At 68.2% G+C, this 18,906-nt stretch carries 16 protein-coding genes; 7 read left to right on the top strand and 9 right to left on the bottom strand.

Annotation, left to right across the window (positions count from 1 at the left end; genetic code table 11):
- Positions 1-42: 42 nt before the first annotated feature.
- The 9 genes from AB0K02_RS25755 to rpmH form a co-directional block, all read right to left on the bottom strand.
- Complete coding sequence (locus AB0K02_RS25755; RefSeq protein ID WP_365994895.1) at positions 43-660, bottom strand: GNAT family N-acetyltransferase; 618 nt, start codon at positions 658-660, stop codon at positions 43-45.
- A 305-nt stretch (positions 661-965) separates the two neighbouring features.
- Complete coding sequence (locus AB0K02_RS25760) at positions 966-2,066, bottom strand: ParB/RepB/Spo0J family partition protein (RefSeq protein ID WP_365994896.1); 1,101 nt, start codon at positions 2,064-2,066, stop codon at positions 966-968.
- Positions 2,063-3,136 carry a ParA family protein gene (locus AB0K02_RS25765; RefSeq protein ID WP_365994897.1) on the bottom strand — a complete coding sequence of 358 codons (1,074 nt, stop codon included), beginning with the start codon at positions 3,134-3,136 and terminating at the stop codon, positions 2,063-2,065. Before AB0K02_RS25765 ends, AB0K02_RS25760 begins: the two co-directional genes overlap by 4 nt.
- A gap of 248 nt (positions 3,137-3,384) precedes the next feature.
- Complete coding sequence (rsmG, locus tag AB0K02_RS25770; protein WP_177149320.1) at positions 3,385-4,101, bottom strand: 16S rRNA (guanine(527)-N(7))-methyltransferase RsmG; 717 nt, start codon at positions 4,099-4,101, stop codon at positions 3,385-3,387.
- Between the two features lie 112 nt (positions 4,102-4,213).
- Complete coding sequence (locus tag AB0K02_RS25775) at positions 4,214-4,726, bottom strand: R3H domain-containing nucleic acid-binding protein (RefSeq protein ID WP_365994898.1); 513 nt, start codon at positions 4,724-4,726, stop codon at positions 4,214-4,216.
- Positions 4,727-4,740: 14 nt separating this feature from the next.
- Positions 4,741-6,027, bottom strand: a complete 1,287-nt coding sequence (yidC, locus tag AB0K02_RS25780) for a membrane protein insertase YidC (RefSeq protein WP_365994899.1) — start codon at positions 6,025-6,027, stop codon at positions 4,741-4,743.
- Positions 6,028-6,030: 3 nt separating this feature from the next.
- Positions 6,031-6,390, bottom strand: coding sequence for a membrane protein insertion efficiency factor YidD (yidD, locus tag AB0K02_RS25785; protein ID WP_177149323.1), 360 nt, complete (start codon positions 6,388-6,390; stop codon positions 6,031-6,033).
- Positions 6,387-6,758, bottom strand: a complete 372-nt coding sequence (gene rnpA, locus AB0K02_RS25790) for a ribonuclease P protein component (RefSeq protein WP_365994900.1) — start codon at positions 6,756-6,758, stop codon at positions 6,387-6,389. The genes yidD and rnpA overlap by 4 nt, the downstream gene beginning before the upstream one ends.
- A gap of 18 nt (positions 6,759-6,776) precedes the next feature.
- Positions 6,777-6,914, bottom strand: coding sequence for a 50S ribosomal protein L34 (gene rpmH, locus AB0K02_RS25795; protein WP_003956500.1), 138 nt, complete (start codon positions 6,912-6,914; stop codon positions 6,777-6,779).
- Positions 6,915-7,274: 360 nt separating this feature from the next.
- Here rpmH and dnaA point away from each other — a divergent pair, with 360 nt between their 5' ends.
- The 7 genes from dnaA (at position 7,275) to gyrA (ending at position 18,828) form a co-directional block, all read left to right on the top strand.
- On the top strand, positions 7,275-9,083 hold the full coding sequence (gene dnaA / locus AB0K02_RS25800; RefSeq protein WP_365994901.1) for a chromosomal replication initiator protein DnaA: 1,809 nt from the start codon (positions 7,275-7,277) through the stop codon (positions 9,081-9,083).
- An 873-nt stretch (positions 9,084-9,956) separates the two neighbouring features.
- Positions 9,957-11,087 (top strand): DNA polymerase III subunit beta, encoded by a 1,131-nt coding sequence (gene dnaN, locus AB0K02_RS25805; protein ID WP_365994944.1) that lies wholly within the window; start codon positions 9,957-9,959, stop codon positions 11,085-11,087.
- A gap of 86 nt (positions 11,088-11,173) precedes the next feature.
- The gene (gene gnd, locus AB0K02_RS25810) at positions 11,174-12,067 is read left to right on the top strand and encodes a phosphogluconate dehydrogenase (NAD(+)-dependent, decarboxylating) (RefSeq protein ID WP_365994945.1); all 894 of its coding nucleotides are present in this window, start codon (positions 11,174-11,176) and stop codon (positions 12,065-12,067) included.
- Positions 12,068-12,124: 57 nt separating this feature from the next.
- Positions 12,125-13,264, top strand: a complete 1,140-nt coding sequence (gene recF, locus AB0K02_RS25815) for a DNA replication/repair protein RecF (RefSeq protein WP_365994902.1) — start codon at positions 12,125-12,127, stop codon at positions 13,262-13,264.
- Positions 13,261-13,806: a DciA family protein gene (locus AB0K02_RS25820; protein WP_365994903.1), complete on the top strand. Its 546-nt coding sequence runs from the start codon at positions 13,261-13,263 to the stop codon at positions 13,804-13,806. The genes recF and AB0K02_RS25820 overlap by 4 nt, the downstream gene beginning before the upstream one ends.
- 307 nt (positions 13,807-14,113) lie before the next feature.
- Complete coding sequence (gyrB, locus tag AB0K02_RS25825; protein WP_365994904.1) at positions 14,114-16,189, top strand: DNA topoisomerase (ATP-hydrolyzing) subunit B; 2,076 nt, start codon at positions 14,114-14,116, stop codon at positions 16,187-16,189.
- 44 nt (positions 16,190-16,233) lie between these two features.
- Entirely contained in the window at positions 16,234-18,828 is a 2,595-nt protein-coding gene (gene gyrA, locus AB0K02_RS25830) for a DNA gyrase subunit A (RefSeq protein WP_365994905.1), read from the top strand.
- The last annotated feature ends 78 nt before the right edge of the window (positions 18,829-18,906 follow it).

Here is an 18,906-nt window from a genome sequence, read left to right on the forward strand (position 1 = left end):
GCTCACCCCCGATGTGGGGGTGAGCCCATTCTCATGTCAGTCTCACAGCGGCCGGAGCGCCGGCTCCTTCTGCACCGCGCCCAACAGCCGATCGAGGGCCAGCTCGACGTCTTCCTTCCAGGAGAGTGTCGTCCGCAGCTCGAGCCGCAGCCGGGGGTGCGTCGGATGCGAACGCACCGTCTTGAACCCCACCGAGAGCAGATGGTCGGCCGGCAGGACACACGCAGGCTCCTTCCACCGCGCATCGCCGAACGCCTCGATGGCCCGGAATCCACGCCGCAGCAGGTCCTTGGCGACTGTCTGGACGATCACTCGCCCCAGTCCCTGCCCTTGATACCCCGGCATGACCCAGGCGGTGATGAGCTGCACCGCGTCCGCGGAGACGGGGCTCGTCGGAAAGGCCATCGACCGGGGCACATAGGCCGGCGGCGCATAGAGAACGAAGCCGACCGGAGCGTCGTCGACGTAGACGACACGGCCGCACGAGCCCCAGTCGAGAAGGACCGCCGAGATCCAGGCCTCCTTCTCGAGCTGAGGAGTCCCCGCCTTTACCGCTGCTTCGCCGCTGACCGGATCAAGCTCCCAGAAGACACACGAACGACAGCGCTGGGGAAGGTCCGAAAGGTTGTCGAGCGTGAGCGGTACGAGTCGGCGCCCCATGGAGACTCACCCTCTCTTCCCTGATCTGCCGCGCTCCGCGCGGCTGCCAGCGCGCTCCTCTCCCAAAGCAGGCTGCTGACGAATCCGCCTACTGCCCCAAGTCCCAGACCGGCTGTCACCAGTTGGCTGCGGCTCACCGCTCGCATGGCCCCCGCCCTCCCTCTGAGGTGGCTCAAGGTGGATGCGTCGTACCAGAACGCATCGTATCCACCCAGCCCTGACACGGATACCGCACTACGGCAAAAGGCGGGTCGTGTCTCGTCGGAACACGACCCGCCTGTGACGACGGCGAAGATCGAGGAGCCTCAGACGTCCTCGTCCTCGGCGAGCTCGCCGAGCCCCTTCTCCAGGACGCGGCCCTCTCCGGGGGCCAGGGTGCCGAGGATCCTCTCGAGGTCGTCTATCGATGCGAACTCGACGACGATCTTTCCCTTCTTCAGCCCGAGGTCGACCTTCACCCGCGTCTCGAAGCGGTCCGACAGCCGGGAGGCGAGATCGCTGAGCGCCGGGGACAGCCGAGTCCCGGCTCGCGGGCTCTTGGGCTTCGGCGTGCTCTTGGGGTCGGAGTTGAGCAGAGTGACGATCTCCTCGACCGCCCGTACCGAGAGGCCCTCGGCCACGATGCGGTGGGCCAGCCTGTCCTGCTCCTCCGAGTCGTCCACGGAGAGCAGCGCCCGCGCGTGTCCCGCGGAGAGGACACCGGCAGCGACCCTGCGCTGCACGGGCGGTGACAGCTTCAGGAGGCGCAGCGTGTTGGAGACCTGCGGACGCGAGCGCCCGATGCGGTCGGCCAACTGGTCATGGGTGCAGTCGAAGTCCTTGAGCAGTTGGTCGTAGGCAGCCGCCTCTTCCAGCGGGTTCAGCTGTGCCCGGTGGAGGTTCTCCAGCAGGGCGTCCAGCAGAAGCTTCTCGTCCTCGGTGTGCCGGACGATCGCAGGGATCCGCTCCAGCCCGGCCTCTCGGCACGCCCGCCAGCGGCGCTCGCCCATGATGAGCTCGTAGTGGTCTTGCCCCAACTGCCGTACGACGACGGGCTGGAGGAGGCCGACCTCCTTGATGGAGGTGATCAGCTCGGCAAGAGCGTCCTCGTCGAAGACCTCACGCGGCTGTCGCGGATTGGGGGTGATCGCATCGAGCGGCACCTCCGCGAAATGCGCTCCCGCCGGCTCGCTCGGCTGCAGTGCGGAGTCGGCGTCGACGACGGAACCGATGCCGTCCGGCGCGGCAGCGGCCGCGGGGAGTGTGGCGACCTTCGCAGCCGCCACCCCACGGTCCGTGGTCAGCACCGGAACCGCCGCCGAAGAGGGCGTGGCGCCGCCCGCCGAGGCGGGCGCCTGCTGCTCCTGGGGAGCCGCGGGGATCAGCGCACCGAGCCCACGCCCCAATCCTCTACGTCGCTCGCTCACTGGATCCCCTCCGACACATTCTGCTGGTTGTTCTGAGCTGCATGGGCGTGCTGGGGATCGTAGTGGAGCCCCACGCCACGGAGAGCAATCTCCCGGGCGGCTTCAAGGTAGGACAGGGAGCCGCTGGAACCCGGATCGTAGGTCAGGACCGTCTGTCCGTAGCTCGGGGCCTCCGAGATGCGCACCGACCGGGGAATGCTCGTACGCAGGACCTCATCCCCGAAGTGGCTGCGCACCTCCTCCGCCACCTGGGAAGCGAGCCGCGTCCGGCCGTCGTACATGGTGAGGAGGATCGTCGATACATGAAGCGCGGGATTGAGGTGTCCTCGCACCAGATCGACATTCCGCAGCAACTGGCCCAGCCCCTCCAGCGCGTAGTACTCGCACTGAATGGGGATGAGGACCTCCGCGCCCGCGACGAGTGCGTTGACGGTCAGCAGGCCGAGCGACGGCGGGCAGTCGATCAGGATGTAGTCCAGCGGCTGCTCGTACGCCTGGATGGCGCGCTGAAGTCTGCTCTCCCGCGCCACCAGCGACACCAGCTCGATCTCCGCACCGGCGAGATCGATGGTGGCGGGAGCGCAGAAGAGTCCTTCGACGTCGGGGACGGGCTGGACCACCTCGGCGAGGGGCTTGCTCTCCACCAGGACGTCATAAATCGAGGGAACTTCCGCATGGTGATCGATTCCCAGCGCCGTGGAGGCGTTGCCCTGGGGGTCGAGGTCCACCACCAGAACGCGCGCTCCATGCAGGGCGAGCGAGGCGGCAAGGTTGACCGTGGTGGTGGTCTTCCCTACGCCGCCCTTCTGATTGGCGACAACCATGACGCGTGTCTGCTCAGGTCGGGGCAGCCCCTCACCGGCACGCCCCAGCGCCTCCACGGCCAGCTGAGCAGCACGGCCGATGGGGGTGTCGTCCATGGGCGGCGGTGTTTCACGTGAAACATCCTCCCCCGGGGACTCGGTACGGGGACCGGGGACCGGATCGGTCATCGGTCCCGCGATGTTGGCGTCGGACCGCAAGGATTCACTCTCCTCGACTTCAGGCTCGCGATGAAGAGAGCCTGCCATGCTTTCGGGGTCGTGAACCAGCGAGGCCCGTGGATCTGTGGATGAATCCACCTCTGTGGACAACTCGGTAGCCCGCACGAGGGGCTTGCGACCCCTCATCGGTGCGGCAGCACGGCCGCGGCTGATGATTCCCTGCAGCAGTGAGCGACGTTTCACGTGAAACACGATGCCTGCGCCGTATCACCGAACCGGGACGACACTCCGAAATGCGTACGTATGGAAGCTTGTATGGCTCAGCGTGCTGAAGGTCATCGACGACGACGGGTTCGACTCGTCCTTGCGGCCTTCGCGCGCTTGGCGGCGAACCTCACACCGCCGGGACTTTCACCCACCTCGACCCGTACGACGGTGGACAACGGGTCGACGATGCCTTCGCCGACATGGAGAACCGAGGTCTCCACGACACCGAGCTTGCTCAGCGCGGCCCGGGCGCTCTGGATCTCCTCCTCGGCGGTGTCGCCCTTGAGAGCCAGCATCTCGCCGTAAGGACGGAGCAACGGGACGCCCCAGCCGGCGAGGCGGTCCAGCGGCGCCACGGCTCGCGCGGTCACCACATGCACCGGGGGCACCTTCCCCAGCATCTCCTCCGCCCGGCCCCTGACCACGGTCACATGGTCCAGACCCAGCAGCTCGACGACCTCCTGCAGAAAGTTCGTACGCCGCAGCAAGGGTTCGAGCAGGGTGATCTTGAGGTCCGGCCGGACGAGGGCGAGCGGGATGCCCGGCAGACCGGCACCCGAGCCGACGTCACACACCGTTACCCCCTCCGGGACGACCTCGGAGAGCACAGCGCAGTTCAGCAGGTGTCGCTCCCACAACCGGGGAACCTCACGCGGGCCGATCAGGCCGCGCTTGACCCCCGCATCCGCGAGCAGCTCCGCATACCGCACGGCCTCGGGAAAAAGCTCTCCGAACACCGTCCGCGCCGCCTCGGGCGCCTGGGGAAGCTCCGCTGCCTCCGTCACGGGAACCGTCCTTCCGTACCGCACTGCCGCACAGGGGCTGTGATGGCTGACTATCAGGCTGACAAGGATCGGCCCCGCCTGCGAACAGACGGGGCCGAGGGAACACGGGGGGTCAGGCAGGGAGAACGACGACGAAGCGCTGGGGCTCCTCGCCCTCGGACTCACTGCGCAGGCCGGCGGCCGCGACCGCGTCGTGGACGACCTTGCGCTCGAAGGGCGTCATGGGGTCGAGCTTCACCGGCTCGCCGGTGGTCTTGACCTCGTTGGCCGCCTTGGCGCCGAGCTCGGCCAGCTCGGTGCGCTTCTTCGCCCGGAACCCGGCGATGTCGAGCATGAGACGGCTGCGGTCACCTGTCTCACGGTGCACAGCCAGGCGCGTCAGCTCCTGAAGCGCCTCGAGGACTTCGCCGTCCCGGCCCACGAGCTTCTGCAGGTCCCGGCTGCCCGCGTCACTGATGATCGAGACCGCGGCGCGGTCTGCCTCGACGTCCATGTCGATGTCACCGTCGAGGTCGGCGATGTCGAGCAGGCCCTCGAGGTAATCGGCCGCGATCTCCCCTTCCTGCTCGAGGCGGGTCAGGGTGTCGCCACCCTCGGCGGCGGCGGAGATGGTGCCTTCCGTCACGGATGGACTCCTTCTTACTTCTTGGACGACGGGTGCTTGGGGCGCTGCTGGCCCTTGCGCTGCCCGGACTTAGCCTGCCCGGGCTTGGTCTGGCGGGATCCGGTGGCCTTGCCACCGCCGGCCTTGGGCTGGACACCCTCGGCGGACTCGTCCTTCTGCAGCGACGTCTTGGACACGGAGTCGGCCGGGTCTTCGGCACCCTTTGCGGCACCCGCGGTGCCGGCGGCGGACTGACGCCGCGCCTTGCTCTGCCGCTTGGGCTGCTGGCGCCGCTGGGCGCCGCTGCCGCCCTCGGCCTCGGCCACCGCCGTCTCGCTCTTCGCCACGGTGCCGTCCGCCTGGGCGGTCAGGCCGGCCTTGGCCAGCCCGGTGATGAACCGGCGCTCGTTCTCATTGCGGTCCGACCCCTTGGCCACGATCGCCTGGACGACCGAGCGCCTGCGGCGCGAGCGCACCTCGCCGTGCGCGACGACGCTCTTGAGGAGGCGCTGCAGGTAGTGGTCCTGGGCCTTGCTGCCCGGCGTCGGGTTCTGGTTGATCACGTACATCTGCTGGCCCATGGTCCACACGTTGGTGGTCAGCCAGTAGACGAGGACACCGACCGGGAAGTTGATGCCCATGCCGGCGAAGATCACCGGGAAGATGTACATCAGCATCTTCTGCTGCTGCATGTACGGCGTCTTGACGGTGAGGTCGACGTTCTTCTGCATCAGCTGGCGCTGCGTGTAGAACTGCGACGCCGACATCAGGATGATCATGATCGCGGTGACGATGCGCACGTCCGTCAGGGAGGCGTTGAGCGCCTCGACCTTGGCCGGGTCGTCCATGAACTTCGCGGCGATCGGAGCACCGAAGATGTGCGCCTCACGCGCGCTGTCCACGAGGCTCTTGTTGAGCACCCCGATCTCGTCACCCGAGGCGATCTTGCTGAGCACGTGGTACAGAGCGAAGAAGAACGGCGACTGCGCAAGGATGGGCAGGCACGAGGAGAGGGGGTTGGTCCCCGTCTCCTTGTACAGCTTCATCATCTCTTCGGACTGACGCTGTCGGTCGTTCTTGTAGCGCTCCTGGATCGCCTTCATCTTCGGCTGGAGCGCCTGCATGTTCCGGGTCGACTTGATCTGCTTCACGAAGAGCGGGATCAGGCAGATCCGGATGAGGATCACCAGCGACACGATGGACAGTCCCCAGGCCCAGCCCGTGTCCGGGCCGAAGATCGCCCCGTAGAGCTTGTGGAACTGGACGATGATCCACGAGACAGGTGTGGTGATAAAACTGAAGAGACTGGCAATCGTGTCCACTAATCAGGCTCCTTGAGCATTGGGCGAGGTCTCTGCGGCCGGGCTCGGGGTTCCGGGGGCCGACCCCGGGGCAGGCACATCAGCGGCGGAGTGCCCGCCCTTGCTGCCGCGCAAGGCATCGCGCAGCATTTCGTGCCACCGTGGGCGCTTGCGCGGAGGCACATGATCCACACCGCCGGGCGACCACGGATTGCACCGCAGGATCCGCCAGGCGGTCAGGGCTGTGCCTTTCACCGCACCGTGCCGGTCGATGGCCGTAAATCCATAGTGGGAACACGACGGGTAGTACCTGCAGACCGGTCCCAGCAGCGGGCTGATCGTCCACTGATAGATCTTGATCAGTGCCAGCAGTGGGTACTTCATCGCGCGCCCCCTCCCAGCAGCCGCTGCAGAGCGGCGTCCAGGTCTCGGGCCAGCTGTGCATGTTCGGCGTCGCCCGCACCGGGCAGCGCCCGTACGACCACCAGGCTACCGGGGGGCAGCTCGGAGAGCCGATCACGCATGAGGTGGCGCAGTCTCCGCTTGACCTTGTTGCGTACGACGGCACCGCCCACGGCCTTGCTCACGACGAAACCCGCACACGTCGGGGGAGCGCTCTCCCCAGGCGCGTGCGGGTCCGTTGCACCGCTGCGTAGATGGACGACGAGAAGCGGGCGTCCGGCCCGGCGTCCTCGGCGTACCGCAGTCGCGAAGTCCTCGCGCCGCCTCAGCCGATTCTCGGAAGGCAGCACGTCATGACCTGTACGCGATCAGGCGGACAGGCGGGCGCGACCCTTGCTGCGGCGGGACGCGAGGATCGCGCGGCCGGCACGGGTACGCATGCGCAGACGGAAACCGTGGGTCTTCGCGCGACGACGGTTGTTCGGCTGGAAGGTGCGCTTGCTCACTCGGGGGCTCCAGAAATGATTCGTTGATGGCGGGACATCGCCTGGCTGTCACCGTGCGCCCACGAGTAGCTCGCGATTACGCCCGAGTGCACCGCTTCACAATCACAGACCGTGATCTTTGCCCATCGGAGGCAGGCGGCAGCAGCCATCGACAACTCGACCTGGTTACGGTACGCGCGGCTACGCCATCCGGTCAAACCAGGTCGCCGGCGGTCGCCGCTGTACACAGGCTGTGGACAACAACTTGAACCGCATGGCTCGGGCTGACTACCGTGGCTGAACTCGGAATCTTTTCCTGCCTGTCTTCCCATCCCGTCCCGAGAACCACACATTCGTGGGACCTGTGAGAGAGCGTGCTTCGTGGCTGACGTACCTGCCGATCTTGCCGCAGTGTGGCCACGAGTGCTGGACCAGCTCCTCGACGAGGGCCAGCAGGGCGTCGAGCCCAAGGACAAGCAGTGGATCGAACGCTGCCAGCCCCTCGCGCTCGTCGCCGACACCGCGCTGCTCGCCGTCCCCAACGAGTGGGGAAAGCGCGTGCTCGAGGGTCGCCTCGCCCCGCTGATCAGCGAGACGCTGAGCCGTGAGTGCGGCCGTCCGATCCGGATCGCGATCACCGTCGACGACACCGTGGGCGAGCCGGCCGCTCCCCAGGCACCGCCCGCCCACCAGCAGCAGCCGCGCTACCAAGGGCCCCAGCGCGACGATTCCCGCCCCGCCGACGCGTACGACGGACCGCGCCAGGGCGTCGACGCCTACGAGACCGGGCGCCAGAGCGACCCCTACGACAGCGGCTACGGCCACCGTCCGTCCCCCGACGACGGCCTGCCGGACGTGCGCCCGTCGTACCCCGAGTACCAGCAGCAGCGCCCCGAGCCCGGCGCCTGGCCGCGTACCCAGGAAGACCTCTCCTGGCAGCAGCCGCGCCTCGGCGGCTTCCAGGAGCGCGACCCGTACGCCTCCGCCCCGCCGAGCCGGCCTCAGCACGACTACCGGCAGCCGCCGGAGCGCCAGCAGTACGACCCGCGTCCCGAGCGCCAGCTGCCCGAGCCGCAGACCCCGCACCGCGGCGGCTCCCCGGGCGCGCCCGGACCGCTCGGCGCCAAGCCCGCGCCCGCGCCCGGTCCCGGCGAACCGCACGCGCGCCTGAACCCCAAGTACCTCTTCGACACGTTCGTCATCGGCGCGTCCAACCGCTTCGCGCACGCCGCTGCCGTCGCGGTCGCCGAGGCGCCGGCCAAGGCGTACAACCCCCTGTTCATCTACGGTGAGTCGGGGCTCGGCAAGACGCACCTGCTGCATGCCATCGGGCACTACGCGCGCAGTCTCTATCCCGGCACCCGTGTGCGGTACGTGAGCTCCGAGGAGTTCACCAACGAGTTCATCAACTCGATCCGCGACGGCAAGGGCGACACCTTCCGCAAGCGCTATCGCGACGTGGACATCCTCCTGGTCGACGACATCCAGTTCCTCGCGAGCAAGGAGTCGACGCAGGAGGAGTTCTTCCACACCTTCAACACGCTGCACAACGCCAACAAGCAGATCGTGCTGTCCTCGGACCGGCCGCCCAAGCAGCTGATGACCCTGGAGGACCGGCTGCGGAACCGGTTCGAGTGGGGTCTGACCACCGACGTGCAGCCGCCCGAGCTGGAGACGCGTATCGCGATCCTGCGCAAGAAGGCCGTGCAGGAGCAGCTCAACGCCCCGCCGGAGGTGCTGGAGTTCATCGCGTCCCGCATCTCCCGGAACATCCGTGAACTCGAAGGCGCGCTGATCCGGGTCACGGCGTTCGCCTCGCTCAACCGGCAGCCGGTGGACCTCGGTCTCACCGAGATCGTGCTCAAGGACCTGATCCCCGGAGGCGAGGACGCCGCTCCCGAGATCACCGCGACCGCGATCATGGCGGCCACGGCCGACTACTTCGGCCTCACGGTCGAGGATCTGTGCGGATCCTCGCGCAGCCGCGTACTGGTGACGGCACGCCAGATCGCGATGTACCTGTGCAGGGAGCTCACGGATCTGTCACTGCCGAAGATCGGCGCACAGTTCGGCGGGCGCGACCACACGACCGTGATGCACGCGGACCGCAAGATCCGCGCGCTGATGGCGGAGCGGCGGTCGATCTACAACCAGGTCACCGAGCTCACCAACCGCATCAAGAACGGCTGACGCAGCCGCCAGCACGACCTGCGAAGGCGCCCACGGGAGGAGATCCCGCGGGCGCCTTTTTCGGCGTTCCAGGGCCTCTCGCCGACTGCCGGGTTCGCTCGGCGGGCCGCCGTACCGTCCTGCGGCGGGACGTCTGTGTTCGAATACGCCCCGGCCGGTGCCGGTTCTCCACAGGAGTGGGGACGATCTTCCGTCCACAGCCTGGGGACCGGGAAGTTGTCCAGACACGGTCCACAGGACAGCCTGTGGAGTCACGGTAGGGCCAGCTCAGCAGGGTGTGGATTTGTGACCGGCGGCCCTCCACAGTCTGTGGACAGCCGAATCGTCCACAGACCTTGATCCACGTTGTCCACCGGCAGCCCACAGGCAGGGCTCCGTTGCCCACAGCTTTTCCCCACCCCTGTCCACTGTTCGGCAACGGAACACCCCCGCTCACCGGGTCGAGTGAAAGGCATCACACCAACGTGGCCGGTTGGCCTGTGGGGAACGTGGGTAAAGCTGGGGACGGCACTGGGGAGAAGTCCCTGTGGCCTGTGCATCGGGTGTGCAGAACTTTCGCGTGTCCACAGAAGCACCCGGTTGTCCACTGGTCCCGCCCACAGGCGCGGTGGACAAAAAACGGGCTCTGACCTGCGCAGAAGGCGTTATCCACGGTTTCCACAGGCCCTACTACTACTCCCACTCAGAGTTACCGGGGAATTCGCTTGGAAGACGGGGCTGTGCACAACTCGAGCCCGGAGCGCCCGGTACCTCTTGGCGCGGCTTGACCCCGACCCGCACCAGCTGTCGGCGCCGTGCGTCAGACTGGTCTTCGGCATCAAGCCGATGACGAAGGCCAGCAGGGCGAGCCAGCAACAGCAGGAGGCGGTTCCGGTGAAGATCCGGGTGGAGCGCGATGTACTCGCGGAGGCGGTGGCCTGGGTGGCCCGGAGCCTCCCGGCCCGTCCGCCGGCGCCCGTACTCGCAGGCCTTCTTCTGAAGGCGGAGGACGGCGCTCTCAGCTTCTCCAGCTTCGACTACGAGGTCTCGGCCCGTGTCTCGGTGGAGGCCGAGATCGACGAGGACGGCACCGTGCTCGTCTCCGGCCGCCTGCTCGCCGACATCTGCCGCGCCCTGCCCAACCGGCCGGTGGAGATTTCCACAGACGGTGTACGGGCGACCGTGGTCTGCGGCTCCTCGCGGTTCACCCTCCACACCCTGCCTGTGGAGGAGTACCCGGCGCTCCCGCAGATGCCGACCGCGACCGGCACCGTGCCCGGCGAGGTCTTCGCCTCCGCCGCCGCCCAGGTCGCCATCGCCGCCGGCCGCGACGACACCCTCCCCGTCCTGACCGGTGTGCGGATCGAGATCGAGGGCGACACCGTCACCCTGGCCTCCACCGACCGCTACCGCTTCGCGGTCCGGGAGTTCCTGTGGAAGCCCGAGAGCCCCGACGCCTCCGCCGTGGCCCTGGTGCCCGCCAAGACGCTGCTCGACACCGCCAAGTCGCTGACCAGCGGTGACACGGTCACTCTGGCGCTGTCCGGCTCCGGTGCGGGTGAGGGTCTGATCGGTTTCGAGGGCGCCGGGCGCCGCACGACGACCCGTCTGCTCGAAGGCGACCTGCCGAAGTACCGCACGCTGTTCCCGACCGAGTTCAACTCGGTGGCCGTCATCGAGACCGCGCCGTTCGTCGAGGCCGTCAAGCGTGTCGCCCTGGTCGCCGAGCGGAACACCCCGGTGCGCCTCAGCTTCGAGCAGGGCGTGCTGATCCTGGAGGCCGGCTCCAGCGACGACGCACAGGCTGTGGAGCGTGTGGACGCGCAGCTGGAGGGCGACGACATCTCGATCGCCTTCAACCCGACCTTCCTGCTGGACGGTCTGAGCGCGATCGACTCGCCGGTCGCCCAGCTGTCCTTCACCACCTCCACCAAGCCGGCGCTGCTGAGCGGCAAGCCGGCCGTGGACGCGGAGGCGGACGAGGCGTACAAGTACCTGATCATGCCGGTGCGCCTGAGCGGCTGATCAGCGGCTTTTGAGCGCCTGACCCCACAGGTGTGCACCCGCGTCCGGGCGTAGTCTCGGACGCGGGTAGGAAACGGCACACAACGATTGAGGAATCTCTGATGGAGCTCGGTCTCGTCGGCCTCGGCAAGATGGGCGGCAACATGCGCGAGCGCATTCGCCGCGCAGGCCACACCGTCATCGGCTACGACCGCAACCCGGACCTCGCGGACGTCCCCAGCCTCGAGGAGCTTGTGAGCAAGCTCAAGGGCCCGCGCGTCGTCTGGGTCATGGTCCCGGCGGGTGCCGCGACCCAGTCCACGATCGACGAGCTGGCGGAGCTGCTGTCCCCCGGCGACATCGTCGTCGACGGCGGCAACTCCCGCTGGACCGACGACGAGAAGCACGCCGAGGAGCTGGCCGCCAAGGGCATCGGCTTCGTCGACTGCGGCGTCTCCGGCGGTGTCTGGGGCCTGGAGAACGGCTACGCGCTGATGTACGGCGGCGACGCCGAGCACGTCGCGAAGGTCCAGCCGATCTTCGACGCGCTCAAGCCCGAGGGCGAGTTCGGCTCGGTCCACGCGGGCAAGGTCGGCGCCGGGCACTTCGCCAAGATGGTCCACAACGGCATCGAGTACGCCATGATGCAGGCCTACGCCGAGGGCTGGGAGCTGCTGGAGAAGGTCGACTCCGTCACCGATGTGCGCGAGGTCTTCCGCTCCTGGCAGGAGGGCACCGTCATTCGCTCCTGGCTGCTCGACCTCGCGGTCAACGCCCTGGACGAGGACGAGCACTTGGACAAGCTGCGCGGTTTCGCGCAGGACTCCGGCGAGGGCCGCTGGACCGTCGAGGCCGCGATCGACAACGCCGTGCCGCTGCCGGCGATCACCGCGTCGCTGTTCGCGCGGTTCGCGTCGCGCCAGGACGACTCCCCGCAGATGAAGATGATCGCCGCACTGCGCAACCAGTTCGGCGGCCACGCGGTGGAGAGCAAGAAGTAATCCACAGGCTGTGCACCGCGGTGCACAGCCACGCCGGGGGAAGGTCGGCGCCACACCATGCACGTCACGCATCTGTCGCTGGCCGACTTCCGCTCGTACGCCCGGGTCGAGGTCCCTCTCGATCCGGGCGTCACCGCTTTCGTGGGGGCGAACGGCCAGGGCAAGACCAATCTCGTCGAGGCCGTCGGCTATCTGGCGACGCTGTCCAGCCACCGGGTGTCCTCGGACGCGCCGCTGGTGCGGATGGGGGCCGACCGCGCTGTGATCCGCGCCGCCGTCACCCAGGGCGAGCGCTCTCAGCTGGTCGAGCTCGAGCTCAACCCGGGCAAGGCGAACCGGGCTCGTATCAACAGGTCCTCGCAGGTCAGGCCGCGTGACGTGCTCGGGATCGTCCGCACGGTCCTGTTCGCGCCGGAGGACCTCGCGCTGGTCAAGGGCGATCCCGGCGAGCGGCGGCGCTTCCTCGACGAACTGGTCACGGCCCGCTCGCCCCGCATGGCCGGGGTGCGCTCGGACTACGACCGTGTGCTCAAGCAGCGCAACACCCTCCTGAAGTCGGCCGCGATGGCGCGCCGGCACGGCGGGCGTTCCATGGACATGTCCACGCTGGACGTATGGGACCAGCACCTGGCGCGGGCCGGCGCCGAGGTGCTGGCCAGACGGTTCGACCTGATCACCGCCCTCCAGCCGCTGACGGACAAGGCGTACGAGGCACTGGCGCCGGGCGGCGGTCCGATCGCCCTGGAGTACCGTTCCTCCTCCGCCCCCGAGGGTGCCGGGCACGCCGGGCCCATGACGCGCGAGGAGTTGTACGAGCAGCTGACGGGCGCGCTGGCCGAGGTGCGCAAGCAGGAGATCGAGAGGGGTGTGACCCTGGTCGGCCCGCACCGTGACGACCTGCTGCTCAAGCTGGGACAGCTCCCGGCGAAGGGGTACGCGAGCCATGGCGAGTCCTGGTCCTACGCGCTGGCGCTGCGACTGGCCTCCTACGACCTGCTGCGCGCCGAGGGCAACGAGCCGGTGCTCGTGCTCGACGACGTGTTCGCCGAGCTGGACGCACGCCGCAGGGAGCGCCTGGCGGAGCTGGTGGCCCCCGGTGAACAGGTGCTGGTAACGGCCGCGGTCGACGACGACGTCCCCCACGTGCTGGCGGGCGCCCGGTACACGGTGGCCGACGGGCAGGTGGAGCGCGCATGAGCGAGGACGAGATTGCTTCGGCCCCGCGGGTTCCCGAGTCCTCGGGTGTCGACCTGGCACGCGTCGCGCTGCGCGCGGCCAAGGAGCAGGCGAAGGCCAAGGGCGCGGCCGCACAGCAGAAGAAGCAGGCCCGGCGCGGCGGTGGGCTGCGCTCGGGCGCGCGAGCGGACGGCCGCGATCCGCTGCCGCTCGGCGCGGCGATCAACCGGCTGATCACCGAGCGGGGCTGGGAGACCCCGGCCGCGGTGGGCGGTGTGATGGGCCGCTGGCCGCAGATCGTCGGCGAGGACCTGGCCAAGCACTGCGTACCGCTGCGCTACGACGAGGACCCGGGCGAGCGGGTGCTGACGGTCCAGTGCGACTCCACGGCATGGGCGACGCAGCTTCGGCTGCTGGCTCCGCGGCTCGTGGCGCGGTTGAACGAGGATCTGGGGCACGGCACGGTCCGGGTGATCAAGGTGCTGGGCCCCGGTGGGCCGCAGCGCCGGTTCGGTCCGCTGCGGGCGCCCGGAAGCACGGGCCCGGGGGACACGTACGGCTGATCCGGCCCCGTTCGCGCGGCTGCCGGGACAGGGGAAACCGGACGGTACGTCCGAGGTGTCCCTCAGGGTAGCCGGAGGTTGACAGCCCGAAGCTCTCAAAGCCCGTGTGAGCCTCTTGGAGCCCCTTCCCGCATATGGGGAGTCGGACGGAGGCGGTTCAGGGCGGCACATGCGGACTCAGCTACCGGCAAACCCCCATTCGTGTCGCCGGTACCGGTAGACTGGTGGACAATCCCGCGTATCTCGCGGGACACGTCGATTAGATGCCGAACGACGCAGCCGGTCCCGCTAGCCCGGAGAGCGGCTTGTGCTGTGCCAGAAAGGGCGCTTCGTGGCCGATTCCGGCAACCCCAACGAGAACACCCCGTCCACTGCTGCCGGTGGGAACGGCGAGGCAAGCTCCTCGTACGACGCCAGCGCGATCACCGTCCTCGAGGGTCTGGACGCGGTCCGCAAGCGCCCCGGCATGTACATCGGCTCGACCGGCGAGCGTGGTTTGCACCACATGGTGCAGGAGGTCGTCGACAACTCCGTCGACGAGGCCCTGGCCGGGCACGCGGACACCATTGACGTCACGATCCTCGCCGACGGCGGGGTCCGGGTGGTGGACAACGGACGCGGTATCCCCGTCGACATCCACCCCGTCGAGAAGAAGCCGGCCGTCGAGGTCGTCCTGACCGTGCTGCACGCCGGCGGCAAGTTCGGCGGCGGCGGCTACGCCGTCTCCGGCGGTCTGCACGGCGTCGGCGTCTCCGTCGTGAACGCGCTGTCGACCAAGGTCTCGGTGGACATCAAGCGCGACGGCTACCGGTGGACCCAGGAGTACAAGCAGGGGGTGCCCACCGCGCCCCTGGCCAAGCACGAGGCCGTCGAGGACTCCGGCACCACCGTGACGTTCTGGGCCGACCCGGACGTCTTCGAGACGACCGAGTACTCCTTCGAGACCCTGTCGCGGCGCTTCCAGGAGATGGCCTTCCTCAACAAGGGCCTGACGATCACGCTGACCGACGAGCGCGAGTCCGCGAAGGCGACCATGCGCGCCGACGACGCGGACGCCTCCGCCGAGACGGTCGAGGAGCAGCCGGCCCGCACCGTGAAGTACTACTACGAAGGCGGCATCGTCGACTTCGTCAAGTACCTCAACAGCCGCAAGGGTGACCTCATCCACCCCACGGTCATCGACATCGAGGCCGAGGACAAGGAGCGGATGCTCTCGGTCGAGATCGCGATGCAGTGGAACTCGCAGTACACGGAGGGCGTGTACTCCTTCGCGAACACCATCCACACGCACGAGGGCGGCACCCACGAGGAGGGCTTCCGGGCCGCTCTGACGGGTCTGGTCAACCGGTACGCGCGTGACAAGAAGCTGCTGCGCGAGAAGGACGACAACCTCTCCGGCGAGGACGTGCGCGAGGGTCTGACCGCGATCATCTCGGTCAAGCTCGGCGAGCCGCAGTTCGAGGGCCAGACCAAGACCAAGCTGGGCAACACCGAGGCGAAGACCTTCGTGCAGAAGGTCGTTCACGAACACCTGACCGACTGGTTCGACCGCAACCCCAACGAGGCCGCGGACATCGTGCGCAAGGCGATCCAGGCGGCCACCGCCCGGGTCGCGGCCCGCAAGGCGCGCGATCTGACCCGCCGCAAGGGCCTGTTGGAGTCGGCGTCGCTGCCGGGCAAGCTGAGCGACTGCCAGTCCAACGACCCGACCAAGTGCGAGATCTTCATCGTCGAGGGTGACTCCGCCGGCGGCTCGGCCAAGTCCGGCCGCAACCCGATGTACCAGGCCATCCTGCCCATCCGAGGCAAGATCCTGAACGTGGAGAAGGCGCGGATCGACAAGATCCTGCAGAACACCGAGGTCCAGGCGCTGATCTCGGCCTTCGGCACCGGGGTCCACGAGGACTTCGACATCGAGAAGCTCCGCTACCACAAGATCATTCTCATGGCGGACGCCGACGTCGACGGCCAGCACATCAACACCCTGCTGCTGACGTTCCTGTTCCGCTTCATGCGGCCGCTGGTCGAGGCCGGCCACGTCTTCCTCTCCCGGCCCCCGCTGTACAAGATCAAGTGGGGCCGGGACGACTTCGAGTACGCCTACTCCGACCGCGAGCGCGACGCACTCGTGGAGCTCGGCAAGCAGGCGGGCAAGCGCATCAAGGAGGACTCGATCCAGCGCTTCAAGGGCCTCGGCGAGATGAACGCCGAGGAGCTGCGCGTCACCACCATGGACCAGGAGCACCGCGTGCTCGGCCAGGTCACGCTGGACGACGCGGCGCAGGCCGACGACCTGTTCTCGGTGCTCATGGGCGAGGACGTGGAGGCGCGGCGCTCGTTCATCCAGCGCAACGCCAAGGACGTCCGCTTCCTCGACATCTGAGTCGGTCTCAGCTGAGTACCGCACGAAAGGACTGAAGACCAGCAATGGCCGACGAGAACACCCCTGTCACCACCGAAGAGGAAGAGCCTCTCGCCATGCGTGTCGAGCCCGTCGGGCTCGAGACGGAGATGCAGCGCTCCTACCTCGACTACGCGATGTCCGTCATCGTCTCGCGCGCGCTGCCGGACGTGCGGGACGGTCTCAAGCCCGTCCACCGCCGCGTGCTGTACGCGATGTACGACGGCGGTTACCGCCCCGAGAAGGGCTTTTACAAGTGCGCCCGTGTCGTCGGTGACGTCATGGGCACGTACCACCCCCACGGCGACACCTCGATCTACGACGCCCTGGTCCGCCTGGCCCAGCCGTGGTCGATGCGCATGCCGCTGGTGGACTCCAACGGCAACTTCGGTTCCCCGGGCAACGACCCGGCCGCGGCCATGCGGTACACCGAGTGCAAGATGATGCCGCTGGCCATGGAGATGCTCCGGGACATCGACGAGGAGACCGTCGACTTCCAGGACAACTACGACGGCCGCAACCAGGAGCCGACGGTCCTGCCGGCGCGCTTCCCGAACCTGCTGATCAACGGCAGCGCCGGTATCGCCGTCGGCATGGCCACCAACATCCCGCCGCACAACCTCCGCGAGGTCGCGGCCGGCGCCCAGTGGGCGCTGGAGCACCCGGAGGCCACGCACGAGGAGCTGCTCGACGCCCTGATCGAGCGGATCAAGGGCCCGGACTTCCCGACCGGCGCCCTGGTCGTCGGCCGCAAGGGCATCGAGGAGGCGTACCGCACCGGTCGCGGCTCCATCACGATGCGGGCCGTCGTCGAGGTCGAGGAGATCCAGAACCGCCAGTGCTTGGTGGTCACGGAGCTTCCGTACCAGGTCAACCCGGACAACCTCGCGCAGAAGATCGCCGACCTCGTGAAGGACGGCAAGATCGGCGGCATCGCGGACGTCCGTGACGAGACGTCCTCGCGCACCGGCCAGCGCCTGGTCATCGTGCTGAAGCGCGACGCGGTCGCCAAGGTCGTGCTGAACAACCTCTACAAGCACACCGACCTGCAGACGAACTTCGGCGCCAACATGCTCGCCCTCGTCGACGGGGTGCCGCGCACGCTGTCCCTGGACGCGTTCATCCGCCACTGGGTGACGCACCAGGTCGAGGTCATCGTCCGCCGCACCAGGTTCCGCCTGCGCAAGGCCGAGGAGCGGGCGCACATCCTGCGCGGTCTGCTCAAGGCGCTCGACGCGATCGACGAGGTCATCGCGCTGATCCGGCGCAGCGACACCGTCGAGGTGGCGCGCGAGGGCCTGATGGGCCTGCTGGAGATCGACGAGATCCAGGCCAACGCGATCCTCGAGATGCAGCTGCGCCGGCTCGCCGCCCTGGAGCGCCAGAAGATCATCCAGGAGCACGACGAACTCCAGGCGAAGATCAACGAGTACAACGCGATCCTCGCCTCGCCGGAGAAGCAGCGCGCGATCATCAGCGACGAACTTGCCGCGCTGGTCGAGAAGTTCGGCGACGACCGCCGCTCCAAGCTGGTGCCCTTCGACGGCGACATGTCCATCGAGGACCTGATCGCCGAGGAGGACATCGTCGTCACGATCACGCGTGGCGGCTATGTGAAGCGTACGAAGACCGACGACTACCGCTCGCAGAAGCGCGGCGGCAAGGGCGTGCGCGGCACGAAGCTGAAGGAAGACGACATCGTCGACCACTTCTTCGTCTCCACCACCCACCACTGGCTGCTGTTCTTCACCAACAAGGGCCGGGTCTACCGGGCCAAGGCGTACGAGCTGCCGGACGCCGGCCGTGACGCGCGCGGTCAGCACGTCGCCAACCTGCTGGCCTTCCAGCCGGACGAGCGGATCGCCGAGATCCTCGCGATCCGCGACTACGAGGCCGTGCCGTACCTGGTGCTCGCCACCAAGGCGGGTCTGGTGAAGAAGACCCCGCTGAAGGACTACGACTCCCCGCGGTCGGGCGGTGTCATCGCGATCAACCTCCGCGAGACCGAGAGCGGCGCCGACGACGAACTGATCGGTGCCGAGCCGGTGTCCGCCGAGGACGATCTGCTGCTCATCAGCAAGAAGGCGCAGTCGATCCGGTTCACCGCGACCGACGAGGCGCTGCGCCCGATGGGACGCGCGACCTCCGGTGTCAAGGGCATGAGTTTCCGTGAGGGCGACGAACTGCTCTCGATGAATGTCGTCCGGCCCGGTACGTTCGTGTTCACCGCCACCGACGGCGGGTACGCGAAGCGGACGGCCGTCGACGAGTACCGCGTCCAGGGTCGCGGCGGCCTCGGTATCAAGGCCGCGAAGATCGTGGAGGACCGCGGATCGCTCGTGGGCGCGCTGGTGGTCGAGGAGACCGACGAGATCCTCGCCATCACGCTCGGTGGCGGCGTGATTCGCACGCGAGTCAATGAAGTCAGGGAGACGGGCCGTGACACCATGGGCGTCCAACTGATCAACCTGGGCAAGCGCGATGCCGTGGTCGGGATCGCTCGCAACGCCGAGGCAGGTCGCGAGGCCGAAGAGGTCGACGGGACCGAGGCGGACGGCGACGAGCCGGCCGAGTCGGCAGCCGAGGGCACTCCGTCCTCGGCAGGGGAGCACGAGGAGTAGAGCGTGAGTGGAGCCACGGGCGCCGGAGCGGCCGCTTCCGGAGCGAACGGTGCCCGTGGCCCTGCCGCGGACTCCCAG

Origin of the sequence: Streptomyces sp. NPDC049597 (genome assembly GCF_040675505.1) — a bacterium.
Lineage (GTDB): Bacteria > Actinomycetota > Actinomycetes > Streptomycetales > Streptomycetaceae > Streptomyces.